The 14,623-nt window shown below is 35.8% G+C and carries 15 protein-coding genes and 1 tRNA gene; 3 read left to right on the forward strand and 13 right to left on the reverse strand.

The window, feature by feature from the left end; all coding sequences use genetic code 11:
* Positions 1–17: 17 nt before the first annotated feature.
* The 5 genes from IGL28_RS08135 to IGL28_RS08155 all read right to left on the reverse strand — a co-directional run bounded on the left by IGL28_RS08135 (position 18) and on the right by IGL28_RS08155 (position 4,447).
* The gene (locus tag IGL28_RS08135; RefSeq protein WP_081127401.1) at positions 18–716 is read right to left on the reverse strand and encodes a rhomboid family intramembrane serine protease; all 699 of its coding nucleotides are present in this window, start codon (positions 714–716) and stop codon (positions 18–20) included.
* A gap of 13 nt (positions 717–729) precedes the next feature.
* On the reverse strand, positions 730–1,275 hold the full coding sequence (locus tag IGL28_RS08140; RefSeq protein WP_081127400.1) for a 5-formyltetrahydrofolate cyclo-ligase: 546 nt from the start codon (positions 1,273–1,275) through the stop codon (positions 730–732).
* Positions 1,276–1,635: 360 nt separating this feature from the next.
* Complete coding sequence (locus IGL28_RS08145) at positions 1,636–2,631, reverse strand: FecCD family ABC transporter permease (RefSeq protein ID WP_081127398.1); 996 nt, start codon at positions 2,629–2,631, stop codon at positions 1,636–1,638.
* Complete coding sequence (locus IGL28_RS08150) at positions 2,628–3,617, reverse strand: FecCD family ABC transporter permease (protein ID WP_081204098.1); 990 nt, start codon at positions 3,615–3,617, stop codon at positions 2,628–2,630. The genes IGL28_RS08145 and IGL28_RS08150 overlap by 4 nt, the downstream gene beginning before the upstream one ends.
* Entirely contained in the window at positions 3,614–4,447 is an 834-nt protein-coding gene (locus IGL28_RS08155; RefSeq protein ID WP_172595703.1) for an ABC transporter ATP-binding protein, read from the reverse strand. The genes IGL28_RS08150 and IGL28_RS08155 overlap by 4 nt, the downstream gene beginning before the upstream one ends.
* 142 nt (positions 4,448–4,589) lie before the next feature.
* On the opposite strand from IGL28_RS08155, the gene IGL28_RS08160 reads away from it, so the two are divergent.
* Complete coding sequence (locus tag IGL28_RS08160) at positions 4,590–5,546, forward strand: ABC transporter substrate-binding protein (RefSeq protein WP_081127395.1); 957 nt, start codon at positions 4,590–4,592, stop codon at positions 5,544–5,546.
* A gap of 78 nt (positions 5,547–5,624) precedes the next feature.
* On the opposite strand, the gene IGL28_RS08165 is transcribed toward IGL28_RS08160, so the two are convergent.
* Positions 5,625–6,128 (reverse strand): dihydrofolate reductase, encoded by a 504-nt coding sequence (locus IGL28_RS08165; RefSeq protein ID WP_438843944.1) that lies wholly within the window; start codon positions 6,126–6,128, stop codon positions 5,625–5,627.
* Positions 6,129–6,296: 168 nt separating this feature from the next.
* Positions 6,297–6,461, reverse strand: coding sequence for a 50S ribosomal protein L33 (gene rpmG / locus IGL28_RS08170; RefSeq protein WP_002320810.1), 165 nt, complete (start codon positions 6,459–6,461; stop codon positions 6,297–6,299).
* Positions 6,462–6,667: 206 nt separating this feature from the next.
* Between rpmG and IGL28_RS08175 the strand changes: the two genes are divergently transcribed.
* Entirely contained in the window at positions 6,668–7,114 is a 447-nt protein-coding gene (locus IGL28_RS08175; protein WP_081127393.1) for a DUF2188 domain-containing protein, read from the forward strand.
* Between the two features lie 108 nt (positions 7,115–7,222).
* Here the strand turns inward: IGL28_RS08175 and asnB are convergent, their stop codons facing one another.
* Complete coding sequence (asnB, locus tag IGL28_RS08180) at positions 7,223–9,118, reverse strand: asparagine synthase (glutamine-hydrolyzing) (protein WP_081127392.1); 1,896 nt, start codon at positions 9,116–9,118, stop codon at positions 7,223–7,225.
* A 589-nt stretch (positions 9,119–9,707) separates the two neighbouring features.
* Between asnB and IGL28_RS08185 the strand changes: the two genes are divergently transcribed.
* A complete protein-coding gene (locus IGL28_RS08185) occupies positions 9,708–10,655 on the forward strand; it encodes a glycosyltransferase family 2 protein (protein ID WP_010718832.1) in 948 nt (315 codons plus the stop codon).
* 78 nt (positions 10,656–10,733) lie between these two features.
* On the opposite strand, the gene IGL28_RS08190 is transcribed toward IGL28_RS08185, so the two are convergent.
* The 5 genes from IGL28_RS08190 to IGL28_RS08210 all read right to left on the reverse strand — a co-directional run bounded on the left by IGL28_RS08190 (position 10,734) and on the right by IGL28_RS08210 (position 14,613).
* Positions 10,734–12,098 (reverse strand): DUF6056 family protein, encoded by a 1,365-nt coding sequence (locus IGL28_RS08190; RefSeq protein WP_081127390.1) that lies wholly within the window; start codon positions 12,096–12,098, stop codon positions 10,734–10,736.
* An 805-nt stretch (positions 12,099–12,903) separates the two neighbouring features.
* A tRNA-Ile gene (locus tag IGL28_RS08195) sits at positions 12,904–12,977 on the reverse strand.
* A 187-nt stretch (positions 12,978–13,164) separates the two neighbouring features.
* Complete coding sequence (locus IGL28_RS08200; protein WP_368022282.1) at positions 13,165–14,184, reverse strand: peptidoglycan recognition protein family protein; 1,020 nt, start codon at positions 14,182–14,184, stop codon at positions 13,165–13,167.
* Between the two features lie 10 nt (positions 14,185–14,194).
* Entirely contained in the window at positions 14,195–14,392 is a 198-nt protein-coding gene (locus tag IGL28_RS08205; RefSeq protein WP_002319084.1) for a phage holin, read from the reverse strand.
* Entirely contained in the window at positions 14,389–14,613 is a 225-nt protein-coding gene (locus tag IGL28_RS08210) for a hypothetical protein (protein ID WP_081122927.1), read from the reverse strand. The genes IGL28_RS08205 and IGL28_RS08210 overlap by 4 nt, the downstream gene beginning before the upstream one ends.
* Positions 14,614–14,623: the final 10 nt, after the last annotated feature.

Here is a 14,623-nt window from a genome sequence, read left to right on the forward strand (position 1 = left end):
AAAGCACTTCCTTCACATTATACAAGTAATCCGTAGTTTTTTAAACCCAATAAAACACATATTATCAAAAGAAATCCAAAAACAAGCGTAGATAGGATTTTTTGATGAATTGAGTAATTGGTCACTTTCTGTGGTAGGCCGATGATATTTCCTATAAGCAAGCCACCAACAATCCCACCGAGATGCCCCCAGATATCGACTGAGGTATCCGTCAAACCAAATACAAAACTGATAACAATAAACAACATGTAATGACGAATCAATTGGCGAACCTGAGAGTTATTTTTGAAATGAAATCCAAGAATGAATAACGCACCAAACAAACCAAACAAAGAAGTACTTGCTCCACCAGATAGAACGCCAAGATCGTTGAATGCAAAACTCGCCGCATTCCCAAGGATACCACTAAACAAATAGATCAAGAAAAAACGCCAATGGCCGTAGAGTGTTTCAATTTGGTCTCCCATAAAATATAAAATCAAAGAATTCATGACAAAATGCACCAGTCCAAAGTGAATGAAAATCGGTGTAATAAGCCGCCACCATTCATTTCCAACTACAATAGACGGCCCAAACATGCCTAAATATGCTGGAATATTTAAAAATGGAAAGAACTCCATCATTGCAAACACGATGGTTTGTATCGCTAAAAACAAATAAGTCAAAATTGGTCTTCTTAGCCAAGCGTTTAATTTTAATTTCTGTTGATAATTCATGTAACCCTCCTTATTATTTATCGATAAACAAGTGTTGCACTTTTTTATCAAAACTTTCTGGTACCCATTGATTGTTTATTTGTTCTTGAAAAACCAGACTACATGTCTGGTTCGGATAATTGGCTAGATAGCGATCATAGTAGCCTCCACCAAAACCAATCCGATAACCATCTTGATGATAAACAACCCCTGGAACGATCAGCAAATCGATAGCGTCCGGTGAAAAAGAATGATCAGATAATGGCTCCAGTACGCCAAAAGCGGTGCGTTCAAATCGGGTATCCGGATCAATTTTAAAAAAACACATTTGACGTTCAGGCAATGTCTTAGGAACAAGTATGGTTTTACCCTCTTCCCATGCCTTTTCAATAATTGGGGTCGTAGCCACTTCTATCTCATTTGCCATCGTCAAACCAACCACTTTTGCTTGCTGCCATTCATTACTTTGAAAGAGTTGTTGGTAAATTTTTTGCTCTTTTTGCTGCTTCTGTTCACTTCTAGCAATCTTTTGTAAATTTTCAATGCCAAGTTTTCTAAGTTTTTCTTTAATATGACTCAAACGTATCAACCCACCTCTCGTTAAAATGGTAGCGGAAAATAGTAAAAATAGCAATTTAACTTTTTAAATAAAAAGAGTTTTATAAACAGAATTTAAGACATCACTCTCACTCTTTATTCTAAAAACGAGTAAACGGTGTTCACGCATCAGCTCCTTGAAATAAGCCTGAATTTTTCAAAACATGAGAAGCTGTTAAAAAAATTCTTTCTTATTGTCATTGGAGCTTTCCGATGCCTTCACGACCTCTGATTCACTCTTTTCATTTGAATAGTCAGAATAATCGTAGTCTCAAAATAACGAGAAACTACTTTGGGAAACACTGCTTACTCAACACAATCGTTTCTTCCCCGTATTTATTTTCTAAGCAATCGTTTGTTTGGAAAATAATAAATATAAGAAATATGGAGCTCCTAGGACCGCAATTAAAATCCCAGTAGGAATCTCACCACTTGGTAGAATCACTCGTGTAAGAACATCTGCAATCGTTACAAAAAATGCCCCAAATAATCCACTCAAGATCAAGGACAGTTGATTTTCTCTTCTGACGACAAATTTAGCCAAATGAGGAGCTAACAAACCGACAAAAGATAAGCTGCCAGCTACCGCAACGCTTCCGCAGGCTAAAGCAACAGCGAGTATCAATAGGATTTTTTGACTTTTCTGCACGTCTAATCCTAGACTTTGCGCTCTTTCTTGACCAAAAGATAATAAACCAATTCGTCGACTGTAAATCAGCACGAAAGGAAGCAAAATGACTGCCCAAGGTAACAATGAGAAAACATATGGCCAACTAGCTCCCCAAAGTGAACCTGCTAACCATGCATTAACAAAACCATAGTTTTCTTTCGACAATTTAATCGTAAATAAAAGCATCAATGCCGACAATCCAGCATTGACTGCAATTCCTGATAGTAAAAGCCGGTTCATCCCTAAAAAACTATTTCTCGTATAAGCAAACAAGTACACAAGTAAAGCTGCAAGCAAGCCGCCTAGAAAAGCCACGATCAATAGTAAAAACGGAAAAGTTTGGTTGGCATAAAAGCCCAAATAAATCATAACGAAAAAACCTGCTCCAGCGTTAATGCCCAATATGCCAGCATCAGCTAGTCTATTTCTGGTAACTCCCTGCAAGATAAAGCCTGAAATACCTAAACACATACCAGCAAGAAGACTGATTAATAGACGAGGGGCACGAAATTCATAAACAATCAACTCTTGGATTGCCGAACCCTTCCCTTGAAACACCTCAGCTAATTGATCAAATGGAATAAATGATGTGCCAATCATTAAACTTGCAACTATACTAACAACTAATAAAACAAATAAAACAACTAGTGATTGGTAACTTCTTTTCATCCTTGTTCCCTCCTTACTTGGAGTAGTAAAAACGGTACACCGATCAAGGAAATAATTAAGCCGAATGGCGTTTCAAATGGCGGATTGATCATTCGTGCAACATAATCCGCCAACATCACTAATCCTCCACCTACTAAAAAAGAGGCTGGTAAAACATACCGATAATCGGAACCAATGATTCCTCGGACGATTGGTGGAACCATCAATCCAATAAATGAAACTGGTCCAACTAACGACACCGCCATTGCAGCTAACCCCGCCACTAATACAAATGCAAAAAATCTGATCCGTCCAGGGTTACCTCCTAATGCCAAGGCATGTGACTCACTTAAGTTGACCAACGAGATGGAGCGACCTAGCAAAAAAGAGCCACTAACTGTCAACAGATAAATCGGAGCCAAAATTTCCAATTGATGCCAAGTGACATTCGCAGCGCCTCCCACGAACCAAAACGCCAAGTCTTGTTGCAAATTGAATAGTTGTGTCAGCGCTTGACTAATAGCTGTAAAAAAAGTACTGATCGCAACACCTGCTAAAATCAATTGAAGTGGATTCATCCCCATTTTTGAAAAACGTAAGAAACCAAAAACAAATAACGTAACTATCAACGAACCAAGTAATGACAGTAAAAAAACAGAAAAAGCAGAAGCTTGTGGCCAAAACGCAAAACAAAGAGCCATTGCAAGCGATGCTCCTGCATTAATTCCTAATAACCCTGAATCAGCTAAAGGATTCCGTGTCACCCCTTGCATCAATGCGCCACTAAGAGCAAAACAGCTTCCGACTAAGAAAGCCCCCAGCACTCGAGGCAACCGAATCGTTCGGATAATCAACTGCGATTGAACTGAGTCGTCAAATTTAAAAATCGCTTGCCACAAATTAGAAAAGTCGACAACCGCCGCTCCATTGGCTAACGCAAAGAAAAATATACTAACTACTCCTAGCAACAATAGGGAAAGAATCATTCGTTTCCTCTTTGTCTTCATTGTTCATCCTCCTTACGATCATTGATTAAATCGTAAGACAAAACAACGGGTTTATTCGTTTCAGGCAATTCGATGATCTGCGCTTCAATTTCATAGATTTCCCTCATCCATGACGTTGTGATTACTTCATCAGGTGTGCCTTGAACCACTATTTGTCCTGCTTTCATCCCAATTAAATAGTCAGAAAAGCGAGAAGCGTGATTGATGTCATGGATCGACATTAAAATGGTTGTCTGTTTGATATGATTGATCTCTTTCAGTAAATGTAAGATTTCCAATTGATGCGCAGGATCTAAAAAAGTGGTTGGCTCATCTAAAATCAAAATATCCGCTTCTTGGGCTAAAGCCATCGCAATCCAAACTCGTTGCGCTTGTCCACCTGATAGACTCGAAAGCTCCCTTTCTTTCAACTTAGTTAGTTGTGTCGCTTCCAACGCCCATTGGATAGCATGTAGATCTTCTTCATTTAATCCACTAAAAAATTTTTGATAAGGATAACGACCATAAGAGACCACCTCTTCGACAGTCATGCCTAAAGGGTGTTCACTACTTTGGGCTAACAGTGCAATTTTTTGCGCTAACATCTTAGGACTATATGTAGAAATTTCAGATCCATCTACGATAATCTTTCCTTCTTTGACAGGTAACAGTCGAGTAAAACTTTTTAATAAAGTTGATTTACCACTGCCATTAGGACCAATCAAACTTGTCACTTTTCCTTCTGGTATCTTGATAGACATTTTTTCAATCACTTGTTTATTTAAATAACCCGTTGTAATATCAACAGCTTCAATCGTCGTCAAATTTTTCATCCTTTCCCTGAAAATCATTCTCAATTATGAAGCTCCTTCACAAATTCGTCAAGTTTTACTCTAAATGGCTCTTTCCCGAAAATAGTTGACATGACCACTATTGTCAGGAATAATATCAATTGAGAATGATTATCAATGAAAATCCCTTCAGGAGGAAAAAATGAAACTAAAAAAGAATATCTTTACCATTGGGGCCACAGTGTTGCTGCTTAGTTTACTTAGCGCCTGCTCTTCTTCAAATAATTCATCCAATTCAACTGACACAGCAGGTAATGAAACAACTGCAAAAACTCACTTAGTGACTGATGCCTTGGGTCATAAAGTCGAGATCCCTAATCAACCAAAACGAATCATCGGGAGTTACCTCGAAGACTATCTTATCGCTTTAGGTGAAAAACCTGTTGCTCAATGGACAGTTGGTAGTGGATCGATTCAACATTATTTACAAAAAGAATTAAAAGATGTTCCCACGATCTCTTATGATCTTCCGTATGAAAAAGTCTTAAGTTATGAACCCGATCTTTTATTGATCTCTTCTTCGGCTACAGTTGAAGGAGGTAAATACGAGCAATACAGCAAAATTGCGCCAACCTATGTCGTAAAAAATGGGAATGATGTCACTTGGGAAACCCAACTAAAAGATATCGGAAAAGCATTAAATAAAGAACAAGCAGCAGAAAAAATCATTACTGATTACCAAAAAAAGGTGAAAGCCACTAGACAAGAACTCGCAGATAAAATCAACGGCAAAACGGCTGCTGTTTTATGGGTAACGAATAACTCAGCATTTATGGTAAGTGAAACACGTTCAAGTGGAAGAATCATTTACGGCGATCTAAAATTTGGTGTGCCAAATCTAGTTACTGAAATCTCTAAAAGTGCAACTTCAGATTGGTCAGCTGTCTCTGCAGAAAAATTAGCAGAGTTAGATGCAGACTATCTCATCTTAGTCAACAGTGATGAAAAAGCTGCGATGTTTAATGAAGCAACTTGGCAAAATTTAAAAGCCGTCAAAGAAAATCATGTCTTAGAATTTGGTCCTGAATCTAGTTGGCTCTATAATGGTCCAATAGCTAGTCAAAATATGGTCAATGATATCAAAAAGAATTTGAAATAAATCGCCTGAACAAGAATAGACGTTCACCTTCCTTTCTTTACAAATTGGAGTGAACGTCTTTTTTTATTTAACTATGTGCTAAACCACTTTGCTCATTTTTTGCCATTTCTGAAATCGATGAGGGTATTGATTTTCTTGGTTGACAATTCCTTCATGTTCTTCCACTAATTCAAAACCTGTAAAATCGATTTCTCCAATAAATGTATCCCCCTCAAACTCTGCATCAATTAATGTTCGCCAGATGATTTTTGTTTCTGGTAACAAAGCTTGAAAAATTCGACTTCCTCCTGACACATAGATATCTTCAGGTATATCTTTTGCATATGCCAAAAGTTCATCAATCGAATGAAGGACTTCCGCATTTTTTTCTACTTTAAAATCTTTTTGAGTAGTTAACACAATGATATGCCGATAAGGAAGAGACAATTTGCCCATGCCTTCATATGTCTTTCTCCCCATCACTAATATTTTATCCATCGTATGTTCCCGAAAAAAACGCATATCGTTTGGTAACCTCCAAGGAAGCAGGCCATCTTTTCCAATCAAACCATTCTTGTCTTGTGCCCAGATTGAAATAAACATGTGTTTCATCCTCTCAAACTGAATTTGAACAAACGATTTCAATCATACAAGAAAAACGACCCTGTTACAAGAAAAAGAGTCACTTGTCAGGTTTATGGTTTCATTCAACCTTCACTATTAAAAAAAGTCTAGCTTCCTAAAAAGGATTCTAGACTTACGCTGAACTAATTATTTAGTTTCACGGTGTAAAGTAACTTTACGTTCGCGTGGGCAATATTTTTGTTTTTCCAAACGATCAGGGTTGTTACGTTTGTTTTTGCTTGTTAGGTAGTTACGTTCTTTACAAGAAGTACACTCTAAAGTAATGTTTACGCGCATGTTTTTCCCTCCCATTTTTTACTAGAATCCTCTAAGATGACTCTCAGACTTGATTATCTTACCATGATTTCCACTAGATTGCTAGCCTTTTTACAAAATTTGTTAAGTAAAACTACTTGACGAAAGTTATCTAAATAACTACTTGCTAAACAAAATCTTTTCCTTTTCCAACTATTGCGCTTACACTTGAAGTATAAATAATTTTTGAGGAGGAAGATTTTATGCCTTGGAATATGAAAGATTATCCGCCTGCAATGAAAAATTTAGAAGAGTTAACACGAAAGAAAGCAATCGATATCGGTAACGCCTTGCTTGCAGAAGGCTATCCTGATGATCGTGCTATTCCGATTGCTATCAAACAAGCCAAAGAATGGTCAGAAGATGCTACTTCTACTGAAAAAAAAGAGTTTTCTCAAGAAAAAAATCCAACAAAGCATGATTCTCACGACACAAATCCAAGAGCTTCTAAATTATTGACAGCCAACGTGATCGTAAAATTTGAAGAAGATAAGTGGACTGTCCAATCAGAAGGAGCTAAAAAAGCAAGTAATCATTTTGATACGAAAGAAAAAGCGATTGAAAAAGGGAAAGAAATTGCTCAAAACAAAAACACATCATTAATTATCTACAAAAAAGACGGAACGAAAGAAAGAGAAATAAACTATTAATAAAAAACAACTCCTCCACAATAAAGGAGGAGTTGTTCACTGTTAAAAAGCAATAAAATCAATCCGCTCGAAGCGGGATGTTCTTTTGCTTCGCTAACTGATTACTTTTTAGACTGTTACATAATCAATTGCTTCAGCCTTAGGGATTTCTTCGTCAATGAAGAAAACTTTATACCAAGTTAAAAAGCTGAAAATCGTCCAAATTTTTCGTTGTTCTTCATGACGCCCTTCATGATGGTCATTTAACAACTTCATAATTTTTTCTTGATCAAAGAATTCTTTGGCAAAATCAGCCTCAAATAATTCTTTGACTTGTTGATAGCCATGGTCTTCTTTCAACCAAGCTTTGATTGGTACTGGGAAACCAAGTTTTACACGGTTAGACCATTCTTCTGGCAAATGTTTATTTGCTGCTTGTCGGAAAATATCTTTGGTATTATTTTGATTTAACAGATACTTACTTGGGATCTGTTCTGCCAATCTCATCACTTCGATGTCAAGTAACGGTACGCGTACTTCAAGTGAGCTAGCCATTGATAATTTATCCGCTTTTAATAAAATATCTTTTGGCATCCATTGATGAAGGTCAACGTATTGCATTTTGTTCACTTCATCTTCGATTTTTTCAGTTTTAGCATAATGGACTGCCATAATCTCCTGAACGGAAGGAGCCTTTTGGTATTCTTGTGTTAAAATATCTGACGCTTCGTTTTCTTCAAACACTCGGGCATGACCAATAAAATATTCTTTCGCAGGAGCTAAAGATTCATATAAATGGATTCTACCGTGGAAGTTTTTCATCTTGCCAATTTTTCGTCCCAAGTTATAACGTGTTCCTTTTGGTAGTTTCTTCAACCCTTGAGCAATGACACGAATAACTTTTGAATTCGTATGGAACCCATAAGTTTGGTATCCCGCAAATAGTTCATCTGCCCCTTCACCTGATTGGACAACTCGAACACTTTGCGAAGCCAAGTTTGCTAAGAAATAAAGTGGGACACATGAAGGATTCGAATCTGGCTCATCTAAATGGTATTGAATCAAAGGAAAAGCTTTAAATGACATATCTCCATCGATGACAGCTGCTGTATTATCTAAGTCCAAAAGTTCTGTTAACTTTCTAGCTTCAATAGCTTCATTATATGTTTTATCATCAAACCCAATTGAAAAAGAATGATCAGGTTTTAATACAGAAGTCACATAGCTTGAATCTACCCCACTAGATAAGAATGAGCCAACTTCTACATCGCTGATCGTATGTGCTTTAATCGATGCTTCAACTGTTTCATCAATCTTATCGATCCATTCTTTCCGTGAATAGTTTTGTTTTTCTTCAAAATTAGCATCCCAATATTGATGAATCGCTAACTTATTATCTTTGTAAGTGAAATAATGACCTTCTGGCAAACGGTGAACCCCTTTAAAAAAGGTTTCTCCATTTAATGGTGAATATTGAAATGTCATATAAGGTTTCAAGGCTTCTTTATTCAATTCTTTATGAAAATCTGGATGTGGTAAAAAGCTTTTGATTTCTGATCCGAACATAAATGTGCCGTTCATTTCCGCATAATAATATGGTTTGATTCCAAAATGATCCCGAGCACCAAATAATTCATTGCGTTTATTGTCCCAGATTGCAAAGGCAAACATACCCCGAACCTTTTGTAATAGATCAGTTCCCCATTCTTCATAACCATGCAACAATACTTCTGTATCCGCATGTGTTTGAAAAACATGTCCAGCTGCAATCAGCTCTTCTCTAAGAGGTTGGTAATTATAGATTTCCCCATTAAAAATGATGACTTTTGTTCGATCTTCATTATAGATAGGTTGTTTTCCACCCTCTAAGTCGATAATACTTAATCTTCTAAATCCTAAAGCAACATGCTGGTCAATATAATCACCCGAACTATTCGGTCCCCGATGAACGATTCGATCCATCATGTCGTTTACGATTGCTTTTTTATTGTCTTTGTCGTTAATAAATCCTACAATTCCACACATTTTATTTTTCACATCCTAGATAATAATTACTATTACTTTGTTTCGTCCATAAGCATCTTATCATAGAGGCTATTAAATCTTGAAATAATAGCTCTCTTACAGTTTCGTCACATGAAATAACAGTGAATATTTTTGAGTTCTACTATAAAAAAAGTAGTCCTATTAATTAATTTAACATGTTTTGACTAAGGAAGCTATTTTGTTTAGCAAAGACTTGAAAAATATTCATTATTATTTAATCATCTCTATCATTTAACCAATCAAAAGATAGTTCTTACTAAATAATCCGCTCTAATTAAGTTACGAACGATTTCCAATAAGACTTGTTTGATTTTACTCTTGAACCTTCTTGTCGTGAAAGAAATTCCGTTGGAACAATCTCGTTTAAAAACAAGAATATATTTTCCACTTACAAATAAACCTAACTAGATCTGACCTCATCTCGCCTAGTATCTGGTTTATATTTTCTTTTCTATTTCTTCGAACATAGCTGAGAAGACTTTGTTCGTTTACTTATCTCTAAAACTATATTTTTTTTGATTCATTCATGTTATTATTATGAAGGATCTTTATTGGAAAGGGTAATGTTATGAAAGTATCAATTGTGGTTCCATGCTATAACGAAGAAAAAACAGTTCCTCTTTTTTTTAACGAGGTCGAAAAATTTAAGGGAATACATGAATTTGAATATTTGTTTATTGATGATGGTTCAAGAGATAATACATTACAAGCAATCAAAGCATTAGCTAATGACCATGAATATGTACGCTTTATTTCCTTTTCTCGAAATTTTGGGAAAGAAGCTGCTTTATATGCCGGTTTACAAGCTTCTACTGGCGACCTTGTCTCTGTAATGGATGTTGATCTACAAGATCCACCTGATCTATTACCAGAAATGATTGAAACAATTATGCAATCTGATATTGATTGCGTCGGTACTCGTCGTTCGACTCGTGACGGTGAACCACCGATCCGTAGTTTTTTTGCTAAGAAATTTTATCAGCTAATCAATAAAATCAGTGATACTGAAATGGTTGACGGAGCGAGAGATTTCCGTTTAATGACTCGCCAAATGGTTGATGCTATCTTGGAATTAACTGAATACAACCGCTTTTCGAAAGGCTTGTTCAGTTGGGTTGGTTTTAAAACCAAGTATATTTCCTTTGAAAACCGTGAACGAGTAGCTGGTGAAACCTCTTGGTCTTTTTGGAAATTATTTAATTACTCTATTGATGGAATCGTCAACTTTTCAGATGCACCATTAACAATTGCTTCATTCGTGGGGGCATTATCATGTATTGGTTCAGGTCTTGCTATTTTATTTATTATTTTACGTGCCCTGTTGTATGGTGATCCTACAGCTGGTTGGCCTTCCATGGTCTCGATTTTCTTGTTTATCGGAGGTATCCAATTATTGTGTCTTGGAATAATTGGCAAATACATTGGAAAAATCTTTTTAGAAACCAAACAACGTCCAGTGTATATTATCAGAGAGACTGAAAAAATTAATCCAAAAAACTATCAAAGCGAGAAATAAAAAAACTCAAGTTGTAACGATCTCAATAGTTAGTGATCTAACTGTTGGATTTCCTACAACTTGAGTCTTTTTTTATTTTCATCTATTTATGATGGTCAAAACAATGGTCCCAATCCCCAGCATAGTCAAACTAAATTGTACGAGTTCTGCTTTTTTCGGATTCCAGGTTTTCAACAATTCTTTTACCAGCATTAACACTAAAATTCCTACAACTATATATAAAATATAATAAGTTCTCATTCCTGAAGCCCAGATCGTAGGAGAAAATCCCATAATTATTCTTGAACAAGCGCCCATCATCATTAACAATATAAGAAAAGATGCTGTTTTTTTATTATCAAAACTTAAGTAAATCCCTAGGAGCAAACAAGCCAATAAACCTAAAACAAGTAAAGTCGCTAGCCATGATCCAGGACGAGTAAGTGACAGATTCGTTCCAGTATCGGTAAATAGCTTTGTTAAGTGACTGCTATCCCATATTTGTGCACGACTATTGCCACGAATGTGTATAAAACTTTCACCCATCGTATTCCCTAGATAGATAATCAGATTCAAGAAAAAAGGTATAGCAGATAATAAGCGGCTATAATAATTTTTGCACTTGTTATAAGAAAGTAAAAAAACAAATAAGAACAAAATTAAGAACAATACATTTGTATCTAGAAAAAAAGGCTTTCCAAAAGAAGAAATACCCAAATCCAATTTAGTGATAAAGCCAAATTGATCATATTGAGGAAACCACTTGCTAATTTCTTGAGATGTCCTGATGGCATTCCCCGGTGTTGTCAACGAAAATAGTAACTCAATAAAACTTATGAGCAATGGGAGAATCAATAGGCGATGATATGCTCTTTTATATAATAAATAGCCAGTTATAATGGCCGTTAAAGTAAAAAAGCACGCATTCACTTGTTCTTGGTTAGCAGCAAATATCAGGAAAGGCAAACTAAACCAATAAATACTAGGAGTGATAGCTCTTCCTTTTAAGCGTTGGAAGAATGGGAAAAAAGCGAATAAGCAAAATGAAACGGACCATTGATAATTCAAAGTTGTCGACTCCCAGCCTGTTTCCCCCATCACGGTAAGTGGGACTAAGCAGTAGACAGATGTAACTAGCAACACGTTCTTACCATCCAATTTTTCAAAAACATACTTACAAATCATCAGAACCGTGCCCAACATGATGATTGAATTGACAAATTTCCACAGCAGAAAATGTTTAGAAAAAAACATCATAAACAGCTCTATGATAATTCTCGAACTCCAAGTTTTATAATGTTCGATCGAAGCTCCTAAATACCCTAGTTGGTCTAATCTATTTGAGTAAACTAAATCGTCTGCTCTAAATGATGGCATATATAGATTGAAAAATAAAAAACCAAGCCAAATAACTAAAAGCAAAAAAAATAATTCTTTATTAATTCTTTTTTTATTCCAGTACATTATTAAACTCCTTTTTATAATTTATCCCAGCAATTATAACACAGAGGCATCTGTTTCCTATATTTTTTTCATCCTTTTATTTTTAAATAATGAACAAACTGGTCACTTTATCAAAAATAAACATAACGATTAACAGGTTTCATTCATTGGTTTTCCAAAGCGTTTGATCAACCATATTCGGCTAAAAAAGTATTCATTACTTGTTAATAAAACTTTACAAGAAAAATAAGTACTCCAAACAAATAACACCGCATAATTTTTGAAACATTCATAAATTCCCCCTTCTAAATGATATCGTTCATGAAGAGACAAAAATTACAATAACTATCGATAGGCATCTGACGGAAATTCGGAATACAAAAAGAGGTTATGAAAACTTCGGGTAGCTCCAATGACAACAAGAAAGAATTTTTTAAACATCTTTCCATGTTTGAAAAATTCAAGCTTATTCCAAGAAGCTGCTACTTAAACACTATTGATTTATTTTTTGTGTAAAGTGTGAGTTTAATATCTCACCATAAAAATAATCTTTCGGGGGAGTCAAAAAATAATTCAGATTAAAAAACACAACAAAAAAGACACGACCTAAATCGTGTCTAACCGTTGGTATATAAGGAAGGTACAGGATTTATATATAACTGGCAATAAAAGAAAATTACTAACATATTTTAGCAAAATACCCTATTTTTTGCTTCTAGTTATAAAATACTAGCACTAACTAAATTTCAAAACGTAGTCAAAAACGTATTTAAAATTCTAATCGGGTAAGTGTTCGACAAACGGTTAATGAACTGAATTTATCTTATGTACCCTGTAGGACTCGAACCTACGACCGGACGGTTATGAGCCGTCTGCTCTGACCAACTGAGCTAAGGGTACAGGTTATTACCAACAATGTGTTTACTAAAAAGGAGGAACATTGTTGGCAACCAACCTATTATCGCATAGCTCGAAATATGATTAGTTATGAGTGAGAGTAAAACTATGCGATAACATCACTATTTTATCGAATAATTTTTATAGTTGTCAATACGGTTATGTACTGCTCCTCAACGAGGAGCTATTTTTATCGTTTAGGAATATTTAAATACCAACGTTTGTCATGGAAATCTTGCGCACCGCCTTTAGTGTTTCCTTCTGGATCATTCGTTGCCCGCATCATGACATAGACTTTCTTATTAGGGAAGTTGCGCATGTTAAAAGATACATGATAGCCAACGTTTCCAAATGTCCCATACGCTTGATTTACATCTGGTCTATAAATTCCATCAGCTTTTACTCGAGCTAGTTCTTTCCCAGTATTGTAATCCATAATGAAGATATACTCGTATTTATAGTTAGCAATGTGCCATCCAGCTACATGCAAGTTTGCGTTTTCGATTTCTCCAAACTGATCAATGTGGGCGTAATTTGTTCCATCTGTCAGCGTAGGATTTGCAGCACCTGCTCTAGTTGGATCAATGACTGGTTTATCATCTGAAGTAGTTGGATTTTCATCGGTAAATCCATGAGCTAAATCATATGCTAATTTTTCTTTACTTACGCCCATTTCAGAAAGATAACCGTAAGGATCTGTATGATCCCCCCAAATATTTTGTGTTACCCATAAATGCGATTTGATTCCTGGTTGGTTATAAGGCGTGTCCAATGTTAATGGAATACCATATTTCATTGCTGAATCTCTAGCCAATTCAACGTATGCCTTGTAGTTTTTCTCAAACGTTGCTTTATCATGTGTGTGCTGTAACTCAATCTGCACAGGACTGTTGGCATTAGCGTACGAACCAGCACCGTACTGTACATAACCAGGTTGACCGACTTGATAAACAATTCCGCCATCTCCCACAATGTAAGCAGTGTAAGCACTAGTCCATGAACGTTGCATATACTGCGCTTCATTGCGTCCGGTTGCTGTTTCGTTAGCCGTTTCATGAAGTAAAATATACTGATTATTTGCTACTTGTGAGCTACCTTCGTTTGGGCCCAAATTAAATTCATTGTTAATCGTATAGGCGAACCCATTAATTGGCAATAAAAAAAGAGCCGTTAATAGGCTCATCGCAGTAATAGTAATTTTCTTCTTCATTTGTTTCCTCCTATTTTTTTAAATTATAAGCCGACACACCAGTGATAACGCCTAAAAATGTTGCTACTGCATTGATAGTGAGTACTGTCATATCTGTTCCATTCCATCCATATGCTTTCCCTAACGTCGCTACTAATACAGATGCAGCTGGCAATACTGTTAAAACTGTCCATTTAATAATTTGATAATATTTATCGGGTAAAATCATTTCTTCTCGCCTCCTTTCATTTCCTGAATATCATGTTCTGCTTCATTCATCCGTCCTTCTAATAGAAAAGTCCGTTCAACAATATGGTTATGCTTTTCAACTTTTTTCTCCAATTGTTCAATTCGATAAATGGTCAGTTTGTTTGAAAAAACAATGCCTGCAAACGTACCAACTAAGGTTCCTGCAATACTTAAAGCAGAAATAATCGCATCAATACTCATAGTTCACCAA

The organism is Enterococcus sp. AZ077 (assembly GCF_051714965.1).
GTDB classification, from domain to species: Bacteria; Bacillota; Bacilli; order Lactobacillales; family Enterococcaceae; genus Enterococcus_B; species Enterococcus_B hirae.

What these genes read in the sequence shown, in the direction of transcription:
- IGL28_RS08135 (WP_081127401.1), bottom strand. Translation starts at nt 716, where the DNA reads ATGAATTATCAACAGAAATTAAAATTAAACGCTTGGCTAAGAAGACCA.
- IGL28_RS08145 (WP_081127398.1), bottom strand. Translation starts at nt 2,631, where the DNA reads ATGAAAAGAAGTTACCAATCACTAGTTGTTTTATTTGTTTTATTAGTT.
- IGL28_RS08150 (WP_081204098.1), bottom strand. Translation starts at nt 3,617, where the DNA reads ATGAAGACAAAGAGGAAACGAATGATTCTTTCCCTATTGTTGCTAGGA.
- IGL28_RS08155 (WP_172595703.1), bottom strand. Translation starts at nt 4,447, where the DNA reads ATGATTTTCAGGGAAAGGATGAAAAATTTGACGACGATTGAAGCTGTT.
- IGL28_RS08160 (WP_081127395.1), top strand. Translation starts at nt 4,590, where the DNA reads ATGAAACTAAAAAAGAATATCTTTACCATTGGGGCCACAGTGTTGCTG.
- IGL28_RS08165 (WP_438843944.1), bottom strand. Translation starts at nt 6,128, where the DNA reads ATGTTTATTTCAATCTGGGCACAAGACAAGAATGGTTTGATTGGAAAA.
- rpmG (WP_002320810.1), bottom strand. Translation starts at nt 6,461, where the DNA reads ATGGGAGGGAAAAACATGCGCGTAAACATTACTTTAGAGTGTACTTCT.
- IGL28_RS08175 (WP_081127393.1), top strand. Translation starts at nt 6,668, where the DNA reads ATGCCTTGGAATATGAAAGATTATCCGCCTGCAATGAAAAATTTAGAA.
- asnB (WP_081127392.1), bottom strand. Translation starts at nt 9,118, where the DNA reads ATGTGTGGAATTGTAGGATTTATTAACGACAAAGACAATAAAAAAGCA.
- IGL28_RS08185 (WP_010718832.1), top strand. Translation starts at nt 9,708, where the DNA reads ATGAAAGTATCAATTGTGGTTCCATGCTATAACGAAGAAAAAACAGTT.
- IGL28_RS08190 (WP_081127390.1), bottom strand. Translation starts at nt 12,098, where the DNA reads ATGTACTGGAATAAAAAAAGAATTAATAAAGAATTATTTTTTTTGCTT.
- IGL28_RS08200 (WP_368022282.1), bottom strand. Translation starts at nt 14,184, where the DNA reads ATGAAGAAGAAAATTACTATTACTGCGATGAGCCTATTAACGGCTCTT.
- IGL28_RS08205 (WP_002319084.1), bottom strand. Translation starts at nt 14,392, where the DNA reads ATGATTTTACCCGATAAATATTATCAAATTATTAAATGGACAGTTTTA.
- IGL28_RS08210 (WP_081122927.1), bottom strand. Translation starts at nt 14,613, where the DNA reads ATGAGTATTGATGCGATTATTTCTGCTTTAAGTATTGCAGGAACCTTA.